Below are 23,180 nucleotides of genomic sequence, written 5' to 3' on the forward strand. Positions count from 1 at the left end.
AGGCAGAATTTTTATAATCAAGAAAATTCACCCTGCTTCAACTTGTTTATAAGCACCATCATTTATTTCTGAAATCAAAAAAAATTAGCTAAACAAACGATTTACGATTTGAGAATGACGCCTTGTGCAAAACTAATTTTGAGCGTGTTAGTCTTTTTAGTACCTTTGTCCCAAATCCCTCAAAATCAATCCCTATGAACAAGTCTATCTATTCTATTGCCTTACTCTATGTTGTGATTTCTTGCGGCGGCTCTGGTGAAGAAAATATCACGCCACCAACTGATACAACCAAAACAACACAAGATGTGGTGGATGAACCTGAAATTGTAAATTCATTTGTACTTGAAACCGGTACGGTAGGCATTTTTCATATTGGAGCACCTATATCTGAATTGCCTGAAGTATTGAATAGCCGTGTTGGAAAAGTTAATACCTCAGTTAACGGAAAGGCAGTGGAACATGATGCATTCATTATTTTTAACAGCATGGAAGATGTTGCCGAACTTATTTTAATTGACGACTCCACCAAAACAGACGAAGAACGAAACATAGTTGAAATGAAAGTAATTGCTGACTATTATGAAACTGCTGAAGGAATAAAAGTTGGAAGTTTAGTGACAGAATTTGGTGAAAAATATACGGATGCCGGATACAGGTATTCATCAACATCGGGTGAAATTATTGCAGAAACAACAGCTTTGGCGGGTGTTGAATTCATCATTGATCCTGCCGGATGCACAAAAAAAATTGGAAAAACTGATCTCACGCTGACAGCATCAAATTTTAATGAAACAGCTTCTATCAAATATATTCGTGTTAAGTAAAAAATATCATGCTATGATTGAGTGTCCGGTTAGTAGCCGGACATTTTTTTTTGTGCTGTAACTTATTTATGCAGCAGCCCGTCACACAGTCAGAAACCAATCAACGGTTGTTCAAGCACGCAAATGTTAATGCGCATTTCAGCAACCGAGGTATAAAAATCTGACCTATGAAAACTAAACTATTGATTATCTTTTTTTCACTCTCCTTAATTTGTGAAAACAACGCAAAGGCAAATCATTTACCTCATCATGTATCACGCGCCATTCACACCTGGATATCTGAAAATGTGCAGTATCCGCAGCAAGCCATAAATACGCAAGATGAAGGCACGGTTTATGTTGCTTTTGAAATTGATCAACATGGTGCACTTGTAAATGTACATATTGAAGAAGGTGTTTCGGTTGCACTCAATGAGGCTGCCATGAAATTGGTATTAACTCTACCGCTGCATGAATTGGTACCGGGTGAAACAAATTGTGCCGGAAGCTATGTGATTCCTATTAAATTTGAAATTATTTAAAATTATTTTGTGGCGCCTGTAACTATTTATTCAGGAGGGGCGTCACACAAACGAAATGACTGCAAAAGAATATAACAGCGCTGTTGATCAATATGCCGATAATATATATCGGTTTGTGTTGAAGCACATCAAAAATTCAGATGTAGCAAAAGACATAGTGCAGGAAACTTTTGCAAAAGTTTGGATAAAACGTGATGATATCAGTTTTGAAAAAATCAAATCATACCTTTTTACCACAGCACATCACACCTTAATTGATGTCTTGCGAAAGGAAAAATATCAAACCGGAGTTGAAGCAATTGATAAAATTGAATCCTCTTCTCCGCACCGGAATAGTGATTTGCAAACCATATTGCACAGCGCACTTGATCAGTTGCCTGAAATTCAGCGCACGGTCATTCTGCTAAGGGATTATGAAGGATATGATTATGCTGAAATTGGTGAAATAACTAATTTAAATGAAAGTCAGGTGAAGGTCTATATTTTCAGAGCCCGCACCAAGTTAAAAGAAATATTAGTGAGTGTAGAAACTGTTTTGGAGTAGAGGTAAACTAATAAGTGAGATTAAACAAATGGAAAAAATAAACCGACATAATTACGAAGCCTATCTGCTAGATTATCTTGAAGGAAATCTAGGAACTGAAGAGCAACATGACCTGTTGGTTTTCCTCGCTGAAAATCCTGATTTGAAAGAAGCAATTGATTTTGATTTACCCAGTATCACCCTTTCACCTGATAAAGATGTTTTTGAAAACAAGGCGGATTTAAAAATGCATGATGAAAGTACTCTCTCACTAAACACAGTGGAGTATTGGATGATTGACGCAGTTGAAGGAAATCTTAGTACGGATAAGCAACAAGAATTGGATGAGTTTATTCGCAAACATCAATTGGAAAAAACTTTTACAACATATCAGGCAACTTTACTGAAGGCTGATTTGAATGTTGTATTTGCAGATAAAAAAAGTTTGAAGGTTGCTACCGGTATTATTATTCCGCTCTATGCCAGAATTGCGTCTGTTGCGGCTATAGGCTTAGTTTTGCTTACGCTGGGTTACAATCTTTTGTCTGATGATACAACGGGAAATTCTGTTAATCCGGGTGGAGAAATGTCTGCAAAATCTTTTCAGAATAATAAGCTGAATTTTACGGAAAATGAAATAGAAAAACGAACTAATCTGACACAGCAATCTACTGAAAAATCCAACCAGACTAAAAGAAGAAAAAACAAAACACCGGATATTAATAATCAAATTGTTGAACAGAATATTGAACAATCAGACACCGGTAATACTAAACTGAATATAGAAACCAATCACCCAGAAAACAATTTTGCTAATCAAGATAATCAGCAAGATGAAAAAGAAAATCCAGAGGAAAAATTAGATATCATTGATGTTGCGCAGGCAGGTACCGTAACTAATAAGTATGTGATTGAAGAGCCATTTAAAGTAGTTACCAATGCGGCAAGCAATTTCACCAACCGTGATATCAACTTTACCCGTGAGAAAAATACTGAAACAAATGAATACGTTTCTTATGGTGTAAAAATTGGAAATTTTGAATTTGAAAGAAAAAAAACAAAGTAGCTGTAACTTTTGAATAAGACAGTCGTCACACAAACAAGAAGCGATAACAATGCAATAACCCGGTAGCTAACGGGTACACCAAGGCCAGGTGATTTTGCAAAGCAAGCGCAACTTAAAACACACAAAAAGTTTAAAAACAAAACTCAATTAAAAGAGAAAACTAGTAATACAGGTGCTAGTCACCAACAGAAAAAAAATAAGAATATGAAAAAGATACTTAGCATAGTTGCAATTATAGTCGGACTGACTTCAGTTGCGCAAACCGCCGGAGATACAACTCGATTTAAAGTGGGCACCATGGAATTTATCATCATTGATAATGACACCATTCCTGTTGAAGATTATGAATACGGTTCTGAAGAATGGAAAGAGATGGACGAAGATGACAAACCGGATCTCACCTATTGGTCAGGTTTTGATTTAGGTGTAAATGTGTTGATGAACGATAATTTTAAATCTGATTTCAGTGCTGAACATTTGAATTGTGATCCTGCTCAATCATTCTCATATAGTTTTAATTTTTTAGAGCAGCGCATTCGTATTGTGAAAGATTATTTTGGAATTGTAACCGGTATAGGGTTTACAAATAGCCGATATGGTTTTGACAATGATCATCTGCGACTTGCCTCTAATGCTGATTCAACCTGGGGCATGTATGATTCAACCCTCACAACAGGATTCACCAAAAACCAATTGCGTGTGAATTATTTCAACGTGCCGGTTTTGTTTCAAATCAATACCTCAAAATTTGAAGACAAGAATTTTCATATTGCATTTGGTGCCATTGGAGGTATTCGCATGAGCTCAAAAGTGAAATATGTGTATGATGTTTTTGGCGGCGAAAATGATCACAAAGAAAAAGGAAGATACAACTTGAACCCTTTCCAGTTGTGTGCTACAGCGCGCTTAGGTTTCCGTGATTTTGGATTGTTTGTGAACTACAACTTACTCTCGCTATACGAAAATGGAAAATCACCCAATGCCTATCCACTGACATTTGGAGCATCACTCCATTTTTAAATAATACTGAGTTGAAAAACTCACATCGCGCTACTTTTTACCGACACTGGATTTAGTAAATTTTCATAGCATGAGTAAGCCAAAAAAAATCCGGCCTGTCAAAATACAATAGCAAAAAAGTAGATTTTTCATGGAGCGACATTCCCCCGGTTCAAACGTGAATTAGGGGGAATGTTTTTTTGTACAATCGTAAAAAAAACGGTCAACGTATTTCAGGTATCATCTTAGGTTTTAGGGATTAGGACATAGGTGTTAGGGAGAAAGTACGAATTAAGTATTATCACTATTTCCAACCCCTAAGTCCTAACCCCTAACCCCTAAAACCTAAGTCCTACTCACACCCTTCTGTTAGCCAACAAAGGCGGCGGTTCACCGTTGAAGGGATTCCAGCGACCTATTGTTTTAGCTTCCATACCGGCAGCTTTCATGATGGCGCGGTCACCGTATTTAATTCTGATTTTATCCATGGCCTGATACAGGTTGATAATTTCTGTGTCTTCAAATAAATTAATTTGATGTCCGCCTTCAACCAAATGACTGAACCGAACACCTATCAACCTAACAAGCAAACGACGATTGTATAATTTGCGGAATAATTCCAGCGCAACCGGTATGATATGATGATCTGATGCGCTGTACGGAATTTGTTTCTGCAGTGTGTATGTCTGAAAATCTGAATAACGTAATTTAATGGTTACGCAAGCCGTTAGTTTGTTGCCGCGGCGCAATTGAAAAACCAGGTTCTCAGCCATAGCGGTGATGATGCTTTCCAGTTTGCGCACATCAATGGTGTCTTTGTCAAAGGTACGCTCAGTTGAAATTGATTTGCGTTCATGATATTGCACTACGGGCGTGTTGTCAATTCCGTTTGCTTTTTTCCACATCAGAATGCCGTTTTTACCAAACACTTTTTCCATCACTTCTACCGGCATTTCCTGAATGGTGATAATTTTTTTTACGCCCAGATTACACAATGCACGGTAAGTCACATCGCCAATCATTGGAATTTTTTTGACCGATAAAGGAGCCAGAAAATTTTTTTCAGAACCCGCACCTACAAAAATTTTGTTGTTGGGTTTGGCTTCACCCGTGGCAATTTTTGAAACAGTTTTATTGACTGATAATCCAAATGAAATAGGCAAACCGGTTTCACGTATAATGCGCTCACGCAGTTCAGCAGAATATTTATACGTTCCAAAAAATTTATCCATGCCGGTGAGATCAGCATAAAATTCATCTACTGAAGATTTTTCATACACCGGTACCGCTTCTTTGATAATATCCGTAACCATGTTTGAATATTTGCTGTACACGCCTGAATTTCCCCGCAGCACAATAGCCTCAGGACAAAGCTGTCTGGCCATACGCATGGGCATGGCAGAATGAATACCAAACTTACGTGCCTCATAACTGCATGATGCCACCACACCGCGGTCTGATGTGCCGCCAATCAACACCGGTTTTCCATTGAGCCTGCTGTCAATCAACCGCTCGCATGAAACAAAAAAGGTGTCTAAGTCAAGATGAATAATGGTTCTCATTAGGGTTTAGGGTAAAAGATGCGTAGGTGTCTACTGTAAATTGTCAGCATAATGTGGACTTATTTAGTTAAAATATGAGATTCTTTTCACGGATATGTAATTTTAAACAGCACGAAATCAAATTGTTTTCTTAGTACTTAATAATTTCAAAAACCAACGGTTTAATCATAATCAACGTACTAGGTATATGCGGTTTTTCTTTGTCTTCATTCTTTTGTTCACTCTGTTGGCCAAATTAAATGCACAGGAAGATAAATTAAGAAGAAATGTTCTTTCTATCGAGAGTGGTTTCTTCCATCGCGGTTTGCTGGGCGTTTCGTACGCAAGAAATTTCTGTGTACGTGAACGCACATTTATGACTGCATCCACTTATGCAGGGTTGGGATTTTATTTTATAGAATATGCTGGTTTCGGGTATGATTTTAATATAGGTAAAGGTGAAGCGTTTTTTTATACAGGGGTTGATGTCAAGGTTATTCTCCCAAATGATTTGAAACCGCTGTTTGTTGATAGTAACTACTCTATGTTTGCCTTTGAACCTCATATAGGAGTAAATGTTAGTACTCATTTCGGAATAACCGTGAAATTTTTAGCGGGATATATGTTCGCAAAAGAACCAGACGATGGCTTTTCTGCTTTCCCTGCGCTTGGACTTTCACTTGGATATGCGTTTTAAAATTAAATTTTTCCTGAACTAGCTGTAAATCGCCCATACTTCTTGCGCAATTCTTTGTTGGTTTTTACGTCCTCGTGTAGGGACAGGTCGCGACCTGTCCCTACGGAGCGACCTGTCCCTACGGAGTTTGTTGAATACCGAGGGTCTTCCATCACCTCCATTTTCTCCATGTATTCTGCTTCAACGTGAATGCAATCATACTCTTCATTCACCCGGCCACGCACTTTGTAAACGGCTGTTCCTCGGAACGGATACCGCTGCGCCACCGGAGGAAAATGTACCGTGTCTAACCATTGTCCTTCTTCATCTAAAAAAGTTCCGAAACACATAATTTCGCCTTTTTTTGTTTGCGCATGTTTGCGGTGAATTAAATATCCTTTTATCCAAACAATTTTTCCAACATGCTGATGAAGATCTTTTGCCAGCACGGCCGGTGTATCATCAGCACGCAACAATAAAAACGGATTGTACAGCGGAAAACTCAGCAACTCTATCTGATCAAACGCATCTTCAAATACATTGCTGTGCAGATCAGGAATTTCATATTCGGGTCGTTGAATGCGGAATAAATCTTTCATGCCATAATCCATTTCTGATTCCAACCCCGTAGGCGCAGGTCGCGACCTGCGCCTACGGGGTTGGGCATGGGAAGATTGCATTTTAAAATGTGCTTCCCACAATAAACTCCGTTTGCTTTTTCCGGTGAAACGGAATGCATCCACGCGAATGAGAATACTGATTTGCTCCAATGAAAATTTTATGCGGTCAATAAAATCATTGAAGTTTTTATACGCACCAAATTCTTCACGTTCATGTACAATTTCAGAAGCAATTTGTGTTTCAAAATTGTGCAACAGATGAAATCCTAAATAGATATTCTGACCATACAAGGTGGTTTCATACTCACTCATGTTTACACAAGGTGGATGAATTTTTCCGCCGTGTAAGCGCGCTTCATTTACATAAAGTTCTGTTTGATAAAATCCTCCGTAATTATTGATAGTAGCTACCATATATTCCAGCGGATAATATGCTTTGAGAAATAAACTTTGATAACTTTCAACAGCGTATGAAGCGGAATGACCTTTGGCAAAAGCATAACCGGCAAAACTTTCTGTTTGTCTCCATATTTCAGCTGTTACTTCGGGTGCGTGTCCCATGCGGTGGCAGTTTTCAAAAAATTTCAGGCGCACTTGTTCAAACTCTTCACGTGAGCGATATTTGCCTGACATGCCGCGTCGCATTTTATCAGCTTCACCCAGGGTAAGACCAGCAAAAAAATGTGCTACTTTAATCACATCTTCTTGATACACCATCACACCAAAAGTTTCAGGCATCAGATCTAATAAAACAGGGTGTGCATCTTTTCTTCTTTCAGGATTTCTGAAGCGTTGTATATAAGCCTGCATCATGCCTGATTGTGCCACACCGGGTCGGATCACTGAACTGGCTGCAACCAAACCCAGGTAATCATCAACACGCAGTTTACGTAACAGCATACGCATAGCCGGAGACTCTACATAAAAACAACCAATTGCTTTTGCGTTGCGCAACATTTCTTTGATGCGTTCATCTTGCTTGAAGCGCTTCAGATCGTGAATGTCTATGTCAGGTTCATCAGGTCGTCGTTTGCGAATAATTTCTATGGCATCTTTTATTTTACCCAAGCCGCGCTGACTCAGAATATCAAATTTGTACAAGCCAACATCTTCGGCAATATGCATATCAAATTGAATGGTTGGATATCCTCTGGGAGGCAAAAAAGTTGCGGTGAAATAATGAATGGGTTTTTCTGATATCACAATTCCGCTTGCGTGAATACTCAGGTGACTTGGAAAACCATGAATATATTCGCTGTATTTTAATACCAGACGACTGATTTGATTGATGTCACGGTCTGATGGAATGCGGCTTCCGAGATTATCTATTTCTTCTTTAGGTAAACCAAAAACTTTACCTAATTCGCGTATCACAGCTTTGCGCTGAAAGGTGTTATAGGTAGCAACCAGTGCCACATGTTTAAATCGTCTGAAAATATAATCCGTGATATCTTCGCGGTTGCGCCATGAAAAATCAATGTCAAAATCCGGTGGATTTGTGCGATATAAATTGATGAATCTTTCAAAATACAGATCCAGTTCAATTGGGTCCACATCGGTGATGCGGAGCAGGTAGGCTACAACGCTGTTAGCACCACTGCCGCGGCCAACATAAAAATATCCTTTAGAGCGTGCGTACGAAACAATATCCCAGTTCATCAAAAAATAAGAGGTGAATCCCATTTGCTGAATGGTGGTCAGTTCTTTCTCAATGCGCTCCTGAATTTGTTTTGTTTTTTTTGTGTACCGGTACGGAATACCTTCTTCACATAAACGCGCTAACATGTTTTGATCTTCTTCTGCATTACCCAGATAATATTTCTGATTCTGTGGCTCAGCCTCATCTGAAAAATCAAAAAACACATCACAGCTTTCAAGAATGTATCGGGTGTTTTCAATCAGTTGCGGATAATCTTTATAGAGGTCCATCAATTCATGCAAGGGCAACATGCGATGTTCAGGTTGTGCTTGTTCTGACTCAGGCAATTTACTCAGCAAAACATTTTTATCAATGGCTCTCAGTAAGCGGTGTGCATTAAAATCTTTTTTAGTTTGAAAAGTGACGGGCTGTAAAATAACGGCGCGTGAAAGATCCGTTTTTTTGATGCGCACGTAATCTAAATCAGCCGGAGAAATTCCGATAAACTCATGCTCACGCAAATGGTAAAACCGATTGCGCTGAAAAGGGTAAACGACCCATGCATTTTTAAATTCAGGTGCGTGAGCAGGAATAGGCAAGACACCTGATTCAGTTTCAGATTTGTTTTGCAGAAACGGAGTGAGATATTGGTTGATCTCTTCAAAGCCGGCGTTGTTTTTTGCCAGCGCAATGAATAGTTGTTCAACGCCATTCCTGAAATCAACCCCAATTACCGGATGAATGTGAAAACGCGGTGCCAGTTTTAAAAACTCAAGACAGGCTGATGTATTGTTGATGTCAGTTAATGCAAATGATGAAATGCCGTTTTTTGCCGCCAGTTCAAGTAAGTTATCAGGGCTGAGAGTCCCGTAACGCAAACTGTAATATGTGTGCGAGTTGAGGTAAATACAGATTCGTTTTTTAGGTTGATCAGGGAAATTCGTTTTTGCTTTTCAAATGTATTAAAAAATAATCAATAAAGCGACTAAAAAATAATCATTCAATTCTGTGTTTATTAATATTCAATGAGATAAATAACTAAATTTGGCATAGAAAACGTCATTAATACAATCGAGTTCTCCGATTTCAAAACGATTTAAGATATTATTTATTTAATCCGCAGTAGGCGGAAGCCGCGACTTCCGCCTACGGGATGATGAGAAAAAAATAAAAACAAATGACAGAGCAAATGATTATACCCGATGAACGTCTGCTAAATAAAATCTATTTAATCAGAGGGCAAAAAGTGATGCTGGACAGAGATTTGGCTGAATTGTACGGAGTAGAAACCAAACGACTCAAAGAACAGGTGAAGCGGAATATTAAAAGATTTCCGGGAGATTTTATGTTTGAAATGTCTCAGCCGGAGTTTGAAATTTGGAGGTCGCAATTTGCGACCTCCAAATCCGACAAACAAGGATTGCGGCACAAGCCTTTTTGTTTCACCGAACATGGAGTATTAATGTTATCCTCTGTTCTGTCAAGTGAAAGAGCAATCGAAGTCAACATCCGCATCATGCGATTATTTAATCAGATGCGTGAAATGATTCTATCAAATAAAGACATGTTGAAAGAGCTTGAGGGACTGCGTGAAAAAATCAACTCACAAGATGAGCGAATAGAATTAGTTTTTGATTATCTCACCAAGCTGATTACAAAACAAGAAACCGAACCTGAGCGAGTGAAAATTGGATTTAAAAAATAGAAAAATCTGCTGGCGTGAGCATCTTGCTCGTGCCTAACACAAATCCTTATATGGGTTTCATTGCAATTTATCCGAATTAAAATAAATATCTTCACACCACAAAAAACGAATAAATGAACCCAATTCAACTCTTACAATGCCTGTGTATAGGTGTTGTGTTTTTTTCATGTGCCGGACAAAGTGAAACGTCTAACTCACAACCATCAGATACCACCCAAGTGATTACGGATGCACCTGATACCAGTAGTCATGAAGCGTTTATTGAATCAGTAAAAAAATTCAGAATGGCTTCAGAGCAAAATTCTCCCGGATTTGAAGTATCAGGAAATCTTTTTTTTGAAGGATCAGCCGGATTTAAAATATATAATTTTCAAGAATCGTTTGATGACTATCAACTGAATATCATGTTCAGCATTGTATTAAACGGAAATACGGATTTTCAAAATATTCAGGCAGGTAACGACGTTTTTACTCAAGTGCCTGAATGGTTAAACAAGAATCAAATTCAAGCCACTATTTATGAGGGAAATTTTAGTACATCGTACGATTTTCAAAAAGACAATTCGAAAGATTTTTTGCTTTCAAGTGAAAAAAGTTTCAGAGATCGAATCATAGCCTCCAAAAAGATTGTATTGTTTGACGGATTAAATGGATTAAAGAACACTGAAATAATGGCAAATTCAGACTACGCCATGAATGACGGAGTGCTTGATGGGCACAAAGAAGATTTTACATTTGTTGAAGGAGGAAAAAAACCTGCTACCATTTATCTTGATCATGCGCAAACAGGTAACTTGGGCGGCGAGGGTACAAATCGTGAAATTCATTATCAACTGGTGTGGCAATGGCAAAATCTGAAAGAAAATCTTGGTGATTCTTATTGGGAAACCGGATTCAGATGTACTTATGAATCGTGCATTGAGCAGCTGGAATTCTTCAAAACAAAACGTTGCCAACTTTCAGAAGGAACAGATGGATATTTTATGAAAGAAAATTGCCAAAACGGCGGTGCTGATTATTTTCAATTAGTGGATCATAATTACCTCTTAACCTCTTGCATTCGCAAAGATGATAACAATGACGATATTGGAAGCGATTACTTGGTGACAATTTTTCAAGATTATACAAAATACACGTTGTTTTTTGTGCGCTCAGAAAAAGTTGATCTCAACGTGAATGGATATCGTGATGTACTCAATGAATTTACTCCATATTACATTACGGTTTATGAAGAAGATTCCGGAATTGAAAAACATGAAACAGCAGATGGATTTGGTTCAGCAACGTATACACGTTTTTGTGAGTCTTATAATCTCATGCCGTGTGATTATAGTAATTAAAAAATGTGTAATATAGATTTTCAGTTAGTACCATCTTTTAAATCACATTGAAAATTTAAACGGTAGTTATGTATCAGAAAAGCGCTCCTCACTTCAATTTGGCAAATGGTTATTGTTATGTTTTGCCTCAGTATATAGTTATTACAGATAGTCATGATGTGAATGCGGTGCTCAGAAAGAAGGACACTAATGTTTATTCTGTTTTTACCTTGTTTTTTCTGATGGTGCTAGTTGGATTTTTGCTTGGTGGAAACTGGTTATATCAAATAGGTAAAACACAAGACAGCGTTTACTTATTTGTTTGCGCAATTTTATCATTGTATTTTTTATTGCGATGGAGAAAACGTTCTAACCAAAATGTAATAGAGCGAGAAAAAGTACTTGCCATCAACATGAAAAAAGTTATGCTCAATCCTGCTTTTGTGATCACGTTTAAAGATAAAAAAGGGAAAATTAAAGAACGCGTGCTGATGATGGAGGCAAAAGGATTTGATCAGATCACTAATGCTCTTCAGATTTTTAAGCAAGAAAAATTGTTTGATAAAATTCAGACCATATACAAACCGGTTGCAGAAAAATCATTTAAAAATGCCGGTGAATGCAAGGTAGAGGTTGAGCCAAAAGCAATATCTCAAGAGACACAAAAAACAAAGCCTGAGCAAATCAAGAAAGAAGATCCATACGTGACAAAACCAGCCACTAAATCACCCAAACGTGATGCGAATGGTTACGTGAAGGAGTATTGATTGTGTGGTGTTGTACTGTTGTACTGTTGTATGTTGTATGTTGTGGCGTCGCGATTAATCGCGACGCCACAACATACAACATCACAAGACAGACTCGTAATAAAATCACATAACCCCATTCGTCCGTTCAACAAGGTCTGCAATTTGTTTAATAGCACTAAAAACATTGAACCAGGTATAAGCTGAAAATCTTCCTTCTTTTGATGTTGACGTGGCATGTACATCTGATTCAAACAAATTAAGATTTTCAATGGCTACGTGTAGTTGATTTCCTTTAATAGCTAAGCCAATTTGGAATTTTGTTTGATCACATACGCTCTTTAAATTTTGGCAGAAGTCTTGGGTTAAAATTTTATCACCACTTTCATTTTCTCGCATTGCAATTTTGAAGTGTTTATCAAAATCAGCATGTCCTGTTTCTGTCAACACAAAACCTTCAGGCAAATTATCATCAAATAATTCTCTATTTGAAGCTGTGACGGATTGAACTATCTGGTTAAGTTGTGATTTAAAACTTTCAACCGATTGCATGCTTTCTGACAGGGCAGCTGAGAACGTATTTAAGTGACTGATGTAAATAGAGCCATGAGTAAGTTCATGTAATTCCAAAACAGCATAAGCAGCATCAAGTCTTGTTCTGTCTTCTTTTGAGCCTCCGCGTCTGCCAACCAAGGCAGTGGTATCTGCCAGCTGAATGTTCCACTGATCCAATTTTCCGCTCACCAAATCTGATGAACGACATTCTGGAAATGATTTAGTACGGAGATAAACAAGATGCACATCATAAAGCCCGGCCGGCAAGGTTCCGTTTTGCTCATACTTGAGATTGCTATCTATGAATTCTATTAGTTCAGGCACCAAATCTTTTTTCACGGATATTTCATCCACTTTACTATAGGCAAGATTGCGTCTTATAAAAATGACCAAAGGAGCAAAGAAAACGTAGAGTGCTGTCAGGAAAAATGAAAGCCCTAATACCAAATCAGGTAGTGAGGGTCTATAATTTTTCAATATCGCCAAAAACACAACAAAACAAACTAGTATAATTACATTTATACCGTACTTTTTAAATGAAATTCTTTTCTTGATTAATTCTTTTTCAGTTTCTGTTGATGATAATTTTGGCAACAAGGTCGTTTCAAAAAATTTCTCAAATTCCTTTTGTGATTTCATGAATGAAAATTATGATGTCAGGATAGATTTTTCAAAAAATTAATTCTCTGAAAAACAAATCAAAACATTGGGTTGTCAAACAAAGATAAACATTTGTGGTTCCGTTGAATCAACAAAATGCCCACCTCACTCATTTAAAACTACCGTATTCTATATCCAGTCTTGTTGAACCCACTAATTGGATACTTTAGGCGTAAATCCAAAGATTCGTGCTATGTCTAATAAAGCCTCATCTAATTTGTTTGAACTCATAAAGAGTCTCAACAAATCTGAAAAAAGATATTTTAAACTCTATGCTTCTCGGCATACTATTGGTGATGAAAATGGGTACGTGGTGCTGTTTGATTATATAGATAAAATGGATTTATATGATGAGGTAAAACTTTTTGAAGATTTTAAAGGGCAAGCATTGTTGAATAAATTTTCTATCACCAAAGGAAGATTGTACAACAATATTTTAAAGAGTCTTGACTCATTTTATTCCGCCAGTTCAGCTGACGCTCAATTGTACAGGCAGTTGCACAGTGCTGATATTTTAGCCGGAAAGGGACTCTACGGTCATGCTGAAAAAATTCTAAGTAGTGCCGAAAAGCAATCAGAAAAAGCTGATCGTTTTTATCTCATGCTTGAAATACGCAATAGAAAAAAAGTATTACTTGAAAACAATCTTTACTCATCAGCAACACCTGAATCACTTGAAAAAATAAGACTTGAGGAGCAGCAAATACTCAATGAAATTGATCGATGCAACGCATTATGGCATCTCAAGAGTTTGCTTTTTCATGAAATTAATCAGAAGGGTAAAGTGCGTGATGAACAAACAGTACTTCAAGTGCGGCAAATTGCTGATCGTTTAGATGAAGTCAATATGAATGAAGCATCAGTTACGGCGCGGTATCTTTATCACCACGCAAAAGGCGCTTTATATTTTGCTGTGAATGATTTGGAATGTTCGTTTCATCACTTAAAGGCAAATTATCTGTTGATGAGTGAAAATCCAATTCTTCAATCAGAAAAACCAAACTACTTTTTTTCTTTGCTGACTAACCTGGTTTACGTTGCTACCAAACTGCACTTCTACGCTGAGGCACGTTTATATCTGAATGTTTTCAGAGAACTAAAAAAAGACAATGAACCATGGAGTACGGATCTTGAACTGAAATATTTCTCATCCCTCTACAGCCTAGAATTATTTTTATTAGGTGAGCAAGGCGACTTTAAAAAAGCAATCTCTTTAGTTGAAAAAATAGAAGCAGGTTATGAACTCTATCACGGACAGATTAATCCAATCCGAAAAGCGTACATAGACTTTAAAATTGCCGTTGCTTATCTCTCTGATGGTAGTTATACCAAGGCTTTGCAGTGGATAAACTCCATTCTCAACGAATCAAAATTAGACCAGAAACAAGATATTTATTGTTTCAGCATGTTGATTAATTTGATTGTGCATTACGAACTAAAAAACTTTGATTACTTGCCTTATGCAATACATTCCGTAAAGCGCTATTTTAAAAGCAGAAATCAAACATACCGGTTTGAGGCTTTGTATCTTAAATTGGTAAATCAGTTGATAAAAGAGAATAACCAGTTTGAATTAGAAGATAAACTGATCAGTTTTCAAAAAGAACTTGATGAGCTTGCTAAAGACCCAAAAGAGGCGGTGGTTTTTGAGTATTTCAATTTTAACGCATGGGTAAAAAGTAAAATTCAGCATAAAAAATTTGCTGAAGTATTTATTGCGGAGAAGTTGTGAAAATCCATGTTGCGTTATTTTGGGGGAATGCTAAAAATCATTCCAGGCGAAATCAAATTGAAAGAGTTGTTTGTGGATTTATCATCCATTAAAATTTGCAAATAATTGCGTTTTCAACCCCTTTCTTTTCAAAGCCAAGCAAAAAACAAAGTACCTTAGCACCACAAGATGATGCGTTTCATTTTTATACTATTGCTTTGGCTGTCTGCGCCTTGTTTTTCACAGCAGGTACAAAATGTTTTGTTTCTTGATCAATGGACAGATACTTCTTTTTCTGCCGGACCTGAAGAGGTGAGATTTAATGAAGTTTTCGCCTTTGAACAAAATGGAAATTATTACGCCGTGATAGGCTCTTCTCAGGGTGCACATATTTGTCAAATTGTAAATGAATCACTGCGGTTTATTGATTTTGTTCCGGGTAAATATCAGGGATTAACAGCTGAAAACCGTGACTACACAGTGTATGAAAACTATTTATACGCTGTGTGTGATGAGGGCTTAAGTAGTTTGCAAATAATGGATTTATCGTATTTGCCTGATTCGGTTTCGGTGATTTATGACAGCAATATTTTTTTCAATACAGCACACACTTTATGTGCTGACACGCTAACCGCTAAATTATATGTGTGTGGCACCAACAATGCTGCCATGAAAATTTTTGACATCTCTGATCCAATCAATCCGGTTTTGTTGTCTGACTTCAATAATGTTAGCTATGTCCATGACTGTCATGTAGTGAACGATACAGCCTTTTTAAATTGTGGATTTGACGGCCTCAAAATTTATAATTTTTCCGGTCCTGTGCCCGTTATGTTAGGTCAATTGGATTTTTACGCAAATCAAGGCTATAATCACAGCGGATATTTTGCAGATTCAAAAAAACAATACGCATTTACAGATGAAACTGAAGGAACAAAAATAAAACTATGTTATCTGGATCATTTTGCCGATATAAAAATTGATCAAGAATTCGGCACCAAAGATTTTGACGAAAACATTCCGCATGAAATTGTCTTACTTGAAAATCTTTTGTTTTGTGCTTATTATAATGAAGGATTAAGAATTTACGATTTGTCATCTACTCCGGTTCGTGAAATTGGTTCGTATGACACCTACTTGCCAAATGCTGAATTCAAGATGAATGGTACTTGGGGTGTAGCAGTGATTGAAGAAAAAAATTACGTGTTGGTATCAGACCGACAAAGTGGTTTGTATTTGTTTTGGTTCCCGGTTAATTTACTTGAAAACGGTCCACAACAAGGTTCTTACGTGAACGGTTCACCTTTTATTGACGGCAATCGTTACCTCATTCCACGTCCTTGGTTAGATGAAGAAAATCTTTATTTTTCAGTAAGTACGATAAGCGGAGACCTAATTTACACGCAAGAAAATTTTCTAAACTGGGTTGCCATACCATTAAATTTATCAGCCGGAGTTTACATTTATTCCATCTTTCAAGATGACAACACCATTTTAGAAACCGGTAAGTTTGTAGTAGGCTAATTTTTGCAGAGTCTCCGAGCTGTTCTATCAAAAAAATCATTTGGAAATATTCAAGTCATGAAGTGTCAATTTCCAAAAAATCCCGAAGGGATAAGAAATTAATGCGCGCATCAAGAATCCCCGCCGGCGCGAGCATCTTGCCCGTGCCTTACGCAAAGCGAAAGAAGAAACAAAAGGTATTACCCCGCTGGCGCGAGCATCCTGCTCGTGCCTAACTAAAAGCATAATCCCTAATTCTCAAAAAAGAAATCTATTCTCTATCCACCCAAAATAAAATTAACCGCAAACGGAAACTGTTTCCCTTTTTTAAATTTCTGAATGAGAAAACAGATTACCCAAATCAGGGCTGCGTGAGCAAGAAATAATCCGGAAAAAATTATCAGAGATTGTTGACCAATTCCACCTTCAAAAAGATTTTCATTAGAAAAAAAGAAAGCAATAAATACCGTGTGTAATAAATAAACCAGCATGGACGACCGACCGAACACCGGCAGCCATTTTAAGAACATCAGATGTTGAAGTTTATCTGTTAGCGGAATCAAGATTAAAATAAATCCAATATACGTCAACATAAAAAACAAAGTTGGCGGATAAAACAATTCAGAATATCCGTCACGCGTTAGTAATACATTCCAGAACAGTTGGGGCTTAGTGGTTGAAAGGTATCCATCATTAGTCATCACCGCCGGACTGAAAAAATACCAGAGAGCAAGACCGGTAAGCATCATGGCTAAACCTGCAAAAAAGACCTTGGTATTGAAAGCCGCTTTTTCAGTTTTCAATTTGTATGAACCAACCATGGCACCTGCAAGGGCAACACCTATCCAGGGGAAAAAAGGAAACCATCCTTCATGCAAAAATTGTTTCCAAACTGCAATTTCTGAAACTTGTTTTGAAATGTTTCCATCTGATAAAATTACTTCTGATGGAGACTCGGCATATCCCAAATAAAACTGAAGAAGAGGGGTGACAGAAAAAATAATAATCAGGATAAAAATTCGCGGCAGCAGACTCAGTTTATTAAAAAAGAAAATAGCAGGCATTGCAAGCGCAATGATATAAAGAACATCGTACGTTATGAACGGAAGAATATCCCATATCACGGCATCAATAAAAGCGGCCACCACCAAAGTAGCTAATGCTCTTTTTACATAATATGGCAGCGGATGAGATTTAATAGTAGAAGTATAACTGACCATCATACCGGCCAAAAAAACGAACATAGGAGCGGCAATACTTCCAAAAATTCTGAACCAAAACGGATGTGGTTCTGCATAATTATAAGGTGCCATATTGGCTGCAATCATTGAAAAAATTGCCAGTCCGCGCAAAATGTCAATACTGTTGTCCCGTTCCTTCATGCCGGAAAAGTAAAAAGAATACGCAAGAATTTAGTATCATTGTACAGCTAGTTTTGGATAAACCTATGTTAACATATTTCACCAAGCTTAAACCCAGTCAAAAAATTGTATACACGGTTTTTACCGGATTGGTAGTACTATCAACCTATTTTGTGCTCAGTACTTATTTTAGTTTTTTAGCTGAAGCTGAAAAAAATGAACTGGCAAGACTTCAAGCAATTGCCAATACCGTGGCATTTCAAATTGATGGTGATGAGCATGAAATTATTTGCAACCGTTATTCTGAGCCCGGACAACTCACGTCAAATACGGATGATAGTCTCTATTATAAATTGTGGAAACCATTGCATCATGCATTTGAGTCAAACAAACTGGAATCAGAAATTGCTACGCTGGTACTGAATGAAGATCTCACGATGGATTATATCATGAACTCACTTGATTCACCGTATGTTCGTGATCCCTATGATGATTACAGCCAAGAGTTTTTAGATTTTTATGAAACAGGAGGTGTGATACATCAATACACAGATGAGTTTGGAACTTGGCTTACTGCGCTTGCTCCGGTAAAAAATAAAAAAGGTGAAGTAGTAGCCATGGTTGAAGTTGATGCCATGTTTGATTTATTCATTGCTGAAGCGCATGGAAAACTATTTAAAAATTTGGCCATTACTTTAGTCATCATTCTGATTATTGCCATCATTATTTTGCGTTTGGTAAGACAAATTGCGAGAGCTGACGAAGAAGCAAAAAGAAAAATTGAAGAGTCTAATCAAATCATCTCACAAAAAAATAAAGATATTCTGGATAGCATTAATTACGCAAAGCGAATTCAGTCTGCTATTCTTGCTCCTAAAGAAGATATTTTCAGCACATTCAAGCAATCTTTCATTTTGTATAAACCAAAAGATATTGTCAGCGGTGATTTTTATTATTATTCTTTAGTAGATAATCATGCTTTGATTGCTGCTGCTGACTGCACGGGACACGGTGTACCAGGCGCTTTGATGAGTATGATTGGCAATGATTTGCTGAACCATATTACGCGTGAACGCAAAGTAACTGAACCGGGTAAAGTATTGGATTTGTTACATAAAGGCATCACGAATGTTTTAAAGCAAGATGGTAAATATGGAGAAACCAGAGATGGAATGGATATTGCCTTGCTGAGTTTTGATCTTGCAAATAAAAATAAAATTCAATACGCCGGCGCATATCGTGCGCTTTGCTTGGTGAGAGCAGGTGAGATGATTGAGTACAAGGCAAACAAATTTCCAATTGGTAACGCCAGTATGGAACGTGATAATTTCACCAATAATGTAATTGAAGTTCAAGCGGGTGATATGTGTTATTTTTTCACTGATGGATATGCTGATCAGTTTGGCGGTGATCAAGGTAAAAAATTCATGATGAAAAAATTTCATCGCTTACTGGTTGAGGTGAGTACCTTGCCGGTAGATGAGCAAGAACGTAAATTGGATGAAGCCATAGAAAACTGGCGTGGTGACCATGAACAGGTGGATGATATTTTGGTAATTGGTGTGAGAATTTAGTGTCTAAATTTCTTTCAACGTTTGCTAATTAATTTTTTGTTTGGAAACCGTGCTATTCCGTTAAACGATAATTCTTTAATGCTTGCAATACAGCATTTCATCTGTGAATAATCTGCATTAATCTGAAAACAGATGATTGATTGGGTGAAATTTTCTACCTTCACTTAGAATGAGTAAACCGTTTAACTCCTTGTTTTTGCTCCTATTCATGGTGAGTATTTCTCTGACAGCACAAACAGAGTTAGATTATAATTTTCATCACTTTGATCCAACCAATGGTTTTCCGGCAGATGTAGTTTACAACATGGAGTTTGATGCAGATGGTGCCATGTGGGCGCTAACTGAAAAGGGACTCATGCGATACAATGGTCACTCAGGTAGAATTTACCCGTTCACTGATGATTCAACCGGACTTTTAGATTTCAAACCTCACACCTTATATTTTGATCAGAACGGAATATTGTGGATAGGTTATCAGCGCGAGGCTATTTCAAGCTTTGATCCACAGACAGAAAAATTTGTACACTTCAAACATAATCCTGCTGATATTACCACCTTCCCCGGTGCAATGGCAAGTTCATTTTTTGAAGATAACCGTGGAAATTTCTGGATTGGTACCTGGGGTGGTGGAATGTGTAGATTGGATATGACCACCATGAAATTCAAGCGCATTGTGCCTGATGAAGATGATTCAACTGCCTTACAAACCACCGCTGTAACTCATATTGCACAAAAAGATAGAGATGAACTCATTATATCAAGTTGGGAGGGTGATGGATTCAACAATTTTTTATCGTTCTATAATCTAACTACTGAAAAGTTTACAAAATTTTCTATAGATGAATATCAAGCTGAAAATGAAATTGAATCTATTAAACTGAAACAGGCTTTCCGAATTGTTCATTTTGTAGAATCAGATGAAAAAGGAAATTGGTGGGTTGGAACTTACACCGGTTTGTTTTATGTTAATCATCAAGACAAAACTATTTTGCGCATTACAGGGTTGAACAAAGATTTATTAACCAGCTCAGGACACATTACTTTTGACAACGTGCGCTACATGATTCATGAATCAGATGAAATCATTTGGTTTGCTACTGAGGTTGACGGCATCATGGTGTATGACAAGTCTAATAATCATGTTGGGTATATACGCAGAGATGTAAATGATCCCTCAAGTTTGTCAGGTAATGTAATTCGTGATATTGAAAAAGATCAATACGGCAATATGTGGGTAGCAACACGAGGTGGTGGCATTGACGTATATTGTCCGGTTGAAGAACAAGTGAAGATAATTTCAAATTCGCAATTACAAGCTGAGCGCATGCATGTAGCGCAAGGAATGTTTGCCATCAATTACATGTTGGTTACGCAAGACAATAAAAACATTTTAATTGCACATGGCAACGGCATGTCAGTATATAACATGGAGTCAGGTGAAACCTATCGTGTTGAAATTCGTGAACCGTTTATGAAGGCCATGAAACAAAATCCGGCGCTTGAAGAATTCAATTTCAATAATCCAAATTTTGTTGGGGTAATTCATGAGATGAATAATGCGTACGTTATTGGTACTTATTGTGGTTTGGTAGCTTATTATCCTTCAACCGGAAAACTTGATTTTTCAACTTTGTCACGTTTTGTGGGTTGGACACCCGAGGCATATAACGGACACAATGAAATTCTTGCCCTGGTTAGAAATTCTGAACAAGCAAAAATGGCTGATAATACTACAGCTGCACACATTTCTATTTTGAACACAAAATCATGGCAACATAAACCCATCTTCAATTTATCACATAAAATTGCAACTGGTGAAGAAGCCGGATACGGAACTTTTGAATCTATTGATTCGTTAAACTTTTTTCTATTGGCCAGTTCAAATTCTTTCATGATTTATGATCACGGAAAACAAAAAATTGAAACCTATAGTTGTCTTGATCCCTACAAGAATTTTCCTGATTCAGCCATTTATCTTTTGCATATTGACCATTATGGTGTTGTTTGGTTGAGAGGTGCAAACGGGCTCTATGCATTTGATTATAGTTCAGGTGAAATTACCAATATCATTCAAGATTTATCATTAAAAAAAGATGATCAAATAAAATGTCTTACCAGAGATCAAAAAGGTATTTTATGGATTGCCTTAGCCAATGATTTGGTGAGATACAATCCAAGCACCAAAGAATCTTTCCGGTTCAATAAACGACACGGCTTTGATGCAGGAGGGTTTACTGATCGTTTCATTCGTCGTCATCAACGTGAGGAAGTTATTATTCCGGCAAATTATGGTTTGCTCATGTTTAATCCTAAGCGCGTACAATATCATAGTGAGCCGCCAAATATTTATATCTCGTCTATAGCTATTGGAAAAGATACCATGACAACAGCTGGCACGCGTGAATTTATTTCAAGTAAACAAGATTTGAAATGGACACAAAATTTTATCACCATTGAATTTGCATCTGATCTCTTGTATGCCCCTGGTGGAAAATCTTATCAATACCGTTTAGTTGGTTTGGATTCATTGTGGATAACAACCAATCAGCAAAACAGTGTTACCTATACCAATCTTGCGCCCGGCGATTACAATTTTCAGGTACGCTGTATTGATGGGTATGGAAATGCAAGTGCAACTATTGCTGTTCCGTTCTTTATTGATACTGCATTTTGGTGGAAGTGGTGGTTTATTTTGGTAGAAATTATTTTTGCCATGGCTCTGGTTTATGCCTTTGTTTATTATCGTGAACGGCGTCTCAAATATGATAAAATGAAACTTGAGTTGGCCGTTGATTTCAGAACCAGAGAAGTAAAAGAAAAAGTGGTTGAAATTGAAGCGCAAAAAGCAATCATTGAAGAAAAAAATAAAGAAGTTACCGCAAGTATTACGTACGCAAAAAACATTCAAACATCCTTGCTGGCGCATGATGAATTTTTAGATGATCACCTACCTGAATACACTATATTTTTTAAACCAAAAGATATTGTTAGCGGTGATTTTTATTGGGCAACAAAAACCGATTCAGGTTTCTACATGGCAGTGTGTGACAGCACCGGTCACGGTGTGCCGGGGGCCTTTATGAGCTTGTTGAATATTCGTTACCTGAATGAAGCGCTGGTTGAAAAACAAATTGCATCTCCTAATCTTGCGCTTGACTATGTAAGAAATAAACTGATAGATAACTTAGCAGTTGATGGAAATAAAGACGGAATGGATGGAACGCTGATTCGGTTTGACACGGAAGAGAAAAGAATTATCTACGCCTCAGCTCAAAATCATCCACTACTCATTCGTGATGGAAAGTCTCAATATTTACCTGCTGATAAAATGCCCGTGGGCGGTGGTTATTTTACTGAATCTTTTCAGCCGCGCATGATTGAATTAGTTGAAGGTGATGTGCTCTATTTCTTTACAGATGGATATCCTGATCAGTTTGGTGGCCCGAAAGGTGGTAAACTCAAACATGCTAATTTGATTAAATTTTTTGAATCAATTCATCATCTTCCAATGCATGTCCAAGAAGAGAAAATGGAAGAACACTTTATGAGTTGGAAGGGTGATCTTGAGCAATTAGATGATGTGTTGGTGTTTGCATTTCGCGTTTGATACTGCGTTAGACAGCGCACCAATTTCAAT

Annotated in this window: 17 protein-coding genes; 13 read left to right on the forward strand and 4 right to left on the reverse strand. The window is 37.4% G+C overall.

Features of this window, described 5'->3' with window-relative positions:
* The first annotated feature begins 194 nt into the window (after nucleotides 1-194).
* The 5 genes from IPH66_11575 (at nucleotide 195) to IPH66_11595 (ending at nucleotide 3,954) form a co-directional block, all read left to right on the forward strand.
* Complete coding sequence (locus IPH66_11575; GenBank protein MBK7129987.1) at nucleotides 195-824, forward strand: hypothetical protein; 630 nt, start codon at nucleotides 195-197, stop codon at nucleotides 822-824.
* 167 nt (nucleotides 825-991) lie between these two features.
* Nucleotides 992-1,345 (forward strand): TonB family protein, encoded by a 354-nt coding sequence (locus IPH66_11580; protein ID MBK7129988.1) that lies wholly within the window; start codon nucleotides 992-994, stop codon nucleotides 1,343-1,345.
* Between the two features lie 55 nt (nucleotides 1,346-1,400).
* Nucleotides 1,401-1,889: an RNA polymerase sigma factor gene (locus IPH66_11585; protein ID MBK7129989.1), complete on the forward strand. Its 489-nt coding sequence runs from the start codon at nucleotides 1,401-1,403 to the stop codon at nucleotides 1,887-1,889.
* Between the two features lie 28 nt (nucleotides 1,890-1,917).
* Entirely contained in the window at nucleotides 1,918-2,934 is a 1,017-nt protein-coding gene (locus IPH66_11590) for a hypothetical protein (protein MBK7129990.1), read from the forward strand.
* A 204-nt stretch (nucleotides 2,935-3,138) separates the two neighbouring features.
* Nucleotides 3,139-3,954 carry an outer membrane beta-barrel protein gene (locus IPH66_11595; protein MBK7129991.1) on the forward strand — a complete coding sequence of 272 codons (816 nt, stop codon included), beginning with the start codon at nucleotides 3,139-3,141 and terminating at the stop codon, nucleotides 3,952-3,954.
* A 335-nt stretch (nucleotides 3,955-4,289) separates the two neighbouring features.
* Here IPH66_11595 and dinB read toward each other — a convergent pair whose 3' ends face one another.
* Complete coding sequence (dinB, locus tag IPH66_11600; protein ID MBK7129992.1) at nucleotides 4,290-5,495, reverse strand: DNA polymerase IV; 1,206 nt, start codon at nucleotides 5,493-5,495, stop codon at nucleotides 4,290-4,292.
* A gap of 187 nt (nucleotides 5,496-5,682) precedes the next feature.
* Here dinB and IPH66_11605 point away from each other — a divergent pair, with 187 nt between their 5' ends.
* Nucleotides 5,683-6,171 (forward strand): hypothetical protein, encoded by a 489-nt coding sequence (locus IPH66_11605; protein MBK7129993.1) that lies wholly within the window; start codon nucleotides 5,683-5,685, stop codon nucleotides 6,169-6,171.
* Between the two features lie 2 nt (nucleotides 6,172-6,173).
* Here the strand turns inward: IPH66_11605 and IPH66_11610 are convergent, their stop codons facing one another.
* The gene (locus IPH66_11610; GenBank protein MBK7129994.1) at nucleotides 6,174-9,317 is read right to left on the reverse strand and encodes a DNA polymerase III subunit alpha; all 3,144 of its coding nucleotides are present in this window, start codon (nucleotides 9,315-9,317) and stop codon (nucleotides 6,174-6,176) included.
* A 269-nt stretch (nucleotides 9,318-9,586) separates the two neighbouring features.
* Between IPH66_11610 and IPH66_11615 the strand changes: the two genes are divergently transcribed.
* The 3 genes from IPH66_11615 (at nucleotide 9,587) to IPH66_11625 (ending at nucleotide 12,200) form a co-directional block, all read left to right on the forward strand.
* Nucleotides 9,587-10,114 carry an ORF6N domain-containing protein gene (locus tag IPH66_11615; protein ID MBK7129995.1) on the forward strand — a complete coding sequence of 176 codons (528 nt, stop codon included), beginning with the start codon at nucleotides 9,587-9,589 and terminating at the stop codon, nucleotides 10,112-10,114.
* 113 nt (nucleotides 10,115-10,227) lie between these two features.
* Nucleotides 10,228-11,454, forward strand: coding sequence for a hypothetical protein (locus IPH66_11620; GenBank protein ID MBK7129996.1), 1,227 nt, complete (start codon nucleotides 10,228-10,230; stop codon nucleotides 11,452-11,454).
* Nucleotides 11,455-11,522: 68 nt separating this feature from the next.
* Nucleotides 11,523-12,200, forward strand: a complete 678-nt coding sequence (locus IPH66_11625; protein MBK7129997.1) for a hypothetical protein — start codon at nucleotides 11,523-11,525, stop codon at nucleotides 12,198-12,200.
* A gap of 105 nt (nucleotides 12,201-12,305) precedes the next feature.
* On the opposite strand, the gene IPH66_11630 is transcribed toward IPH66_11625, so the two are convergent.
* Nucleotides 12,306-13,373: a DUF3137 domain-containing protein gene (locus IPH66_11630; protein ID MBK7129998.1), complete on the reverse strand. Its 1,068-nt coding sequence runs from the start codon at nucleotides 13,371-13,373 to the stop codon at nucleotides 12,306-12,308.
* Nucleotides 13,374-13,587: 214 nt separating this feature from the next.
* Between IPH66_11630 and IPH66_11635 the strand changes: the two genes are divergently transcribed.
* Both IPH66_11635 and IPH66_11640 read left to right on the forward strand, forming a co-directional pair.
* Nucleotides 13,588-15,126 carry a hypothetical protein gene (locus IPH66_11635; GenBank protein ID MBK7129999.1) on the forward strand — a complete coding sequence of 513 codons (1,539 nt, stop codon included), beginning with the start codon at nucleotides 13,588-13,590 and terminating at the stop codon, nucleotides 15,124-15,126.
* 168 nt (nucleotides 15,127-15,294) lie between these two features.
* Nucleotides 15,295-16,629: a choice-of-anchor B family protein gene (locus IPH66_11640; protein MBK7130000.1), complete on the forward strand. Its 1,335-nt coding sequence runs from the start codon at nucleotides 15,295-15,297 to the stop codon at nucleotides 16,627-16,629.
* A gap of 257 nt (nucleotides 16,630-16,886) precedes the next feature.
* Here IPH66_11640 and IPH66_11645 read toward each other — a convergent pair whose 3' ends face one another.
* On the reverse strand, nucleotides 16,887-17,990 hold the full coding sequence (locus IPH66_11645) for a DUF1624 domain-containing protein (GenBank protein MBK7130001.1): 1,104 nt from the start codon (nucleotides 17,988-17,990) through the stop codon (nucleotides 16,887-16,889).
* Between the two features lie 65 nt (nucleotides 17,991-18,055).
* On the opposite strand from IPH66_11645, the gene IPH66_11650 reads away from it, so the two are divergent.
* Entirely contained in the window at nucleotides 18,056-19,543 is a 1,488-nt protein-coding gene (locus tag IPH66_11650; GenBank protein ID MBK7130002.1) for a SpoIIE family protein phosphatase, read from the forward strand.
* 169 nt (nucleotides 19,544-19,712) lie between these two features.
* Complete coding sequence (locus tag IPH66_11655) at nucleotides 19,713-23,150, forward strand: SpoIIE family protein phosphatase (protein MBK7130003.1); 3,438 nt, start codon at nucleotides 19,713-19,715, stop codon at nucleotides 23,148-23,150.
* Nucleotides 23,151-23,180: the final 30 nt, after the last annotated feature.

The sequence above is a fragment of the Crocinitomicaceae bacterium genome (assembly GCA_016708105.1).
Classification (GTDB): Bacteria; Bacteroidota; Bacteroidia; order Flavobacteriales_D; family Crocinitomicaceae; genus JADJGJ01.

Excerpts from the sequence above, each read along its gene's own strand:
- IPH66_11590 (MBK7129990.1), top strand. The coding sequence starts at position 1,918 with ATGGAAAAAATAAACCGACATAATTACGAAGCCTATCTGCTAGATTAT.
- IPH66_11585 (MBK7129989.1), top strand. The coding sequence starts at position 1,401 with ATGACTGCAAAAGAATATAACAGCGCTGTTGATCAATATGCCGATAAT.
- IPH66_11640 (MBK7130000.1), top strand. The coding sequence starts at position 15,295 with ATGATGCGTTTCATTTTTATACTATTGCTTTGGCTGTCTGCGCCTTGT.
- IPH66_11615 (MBK7129995.1), top strand. The coding sequence starts at position 9,587 with ATGACAGAGCAAATGATTATACCCGATGAACGTCTGCTAAATAAAATC.
- IPH66_11620 (MBK7129996.1), top strand. The coding sequence starts at position 10,228 with ATGAACCCAATTCAACTCTTACAATGCCTGTGTATAGGTGTTGTGTTT.
- IPH66_11605 (MBK7129993.1), top strand. The coding sequence starts at position 5,683 with ATGCGGTTTTTCTTTGTCTTCATTCTTTTGTTCACTCTGTTGGCCAAA.
- IPH66_11645 (MBK7130001.1), bottom strand. The coding sequence starts at position 17,990 with ATGAAGGAACGGGACAACAGTATTGACATTTTGCGCGGACTGGCAATT.
- IPH66_11650 (MBK7130002.1), top strand. The coding sequence starts at position 18,056 with ATGTTAACATATTTCACCAAGCTTAAACCCAGTCAAAAAATTGTATAC.
- IPH66_11655 (MBK7130003.1), top strand. The coding sequence starts at position 19,713 with ATGAGTAAACCGTTTAACTCCTTGTTTTTGCTCCTATTCATGGTGAGT.
- IPH66_11635 (MBK7129999.1), top strand. The coding sequence starts at position 13,588 with ATGTCTAATAAAGCCTCATCTAATTTGTTTGAACTCATAAAGAGTCTC.
- IPH66_11625 (MBK7129997.1), top strand. The coding sequence starts at position 11,523 with ATGTATCAGAAAAGCGCTCCTCACTTCAATTTGGCAAATGGTTATTGT.
- IPH66_11595 (MBK7129991.1), top strand. The coding sequence starts at position 3,139 with ATGAAAAAGATACTTAGCATAGTTGCAATTATAGTCGGACTGACTTCA.
- IPH66_11630 (MBK7129998.1), bottom strand. The coding sequence starts at position 13,373 with ATGAAATCACAAAAGGAATTTGAGAAATTTTTTGAAACGACCTTGTTG.
- IPH66_11580 (MBK7129988.1), top strand. The coding sequence starts at position 992 with ATGAAAACTAAACTATTGATTATCTTTTTTTCACTCTCCTTAATTTGT.
- dinB (MBK7129992.1), bottom strand. The coding sequence starts at position 5,495 with ATGAGAACCATTATTCATCTTGACTTAGACACCTTTTTTGTTTCATGC.
- IPH66_11575 (MBK7129987.1), top strand. The coding sequence starts at position 195 with ATGAACAAGTCTATCTATTCTATTGCCTTACTCTATGTTGTGATTTCT.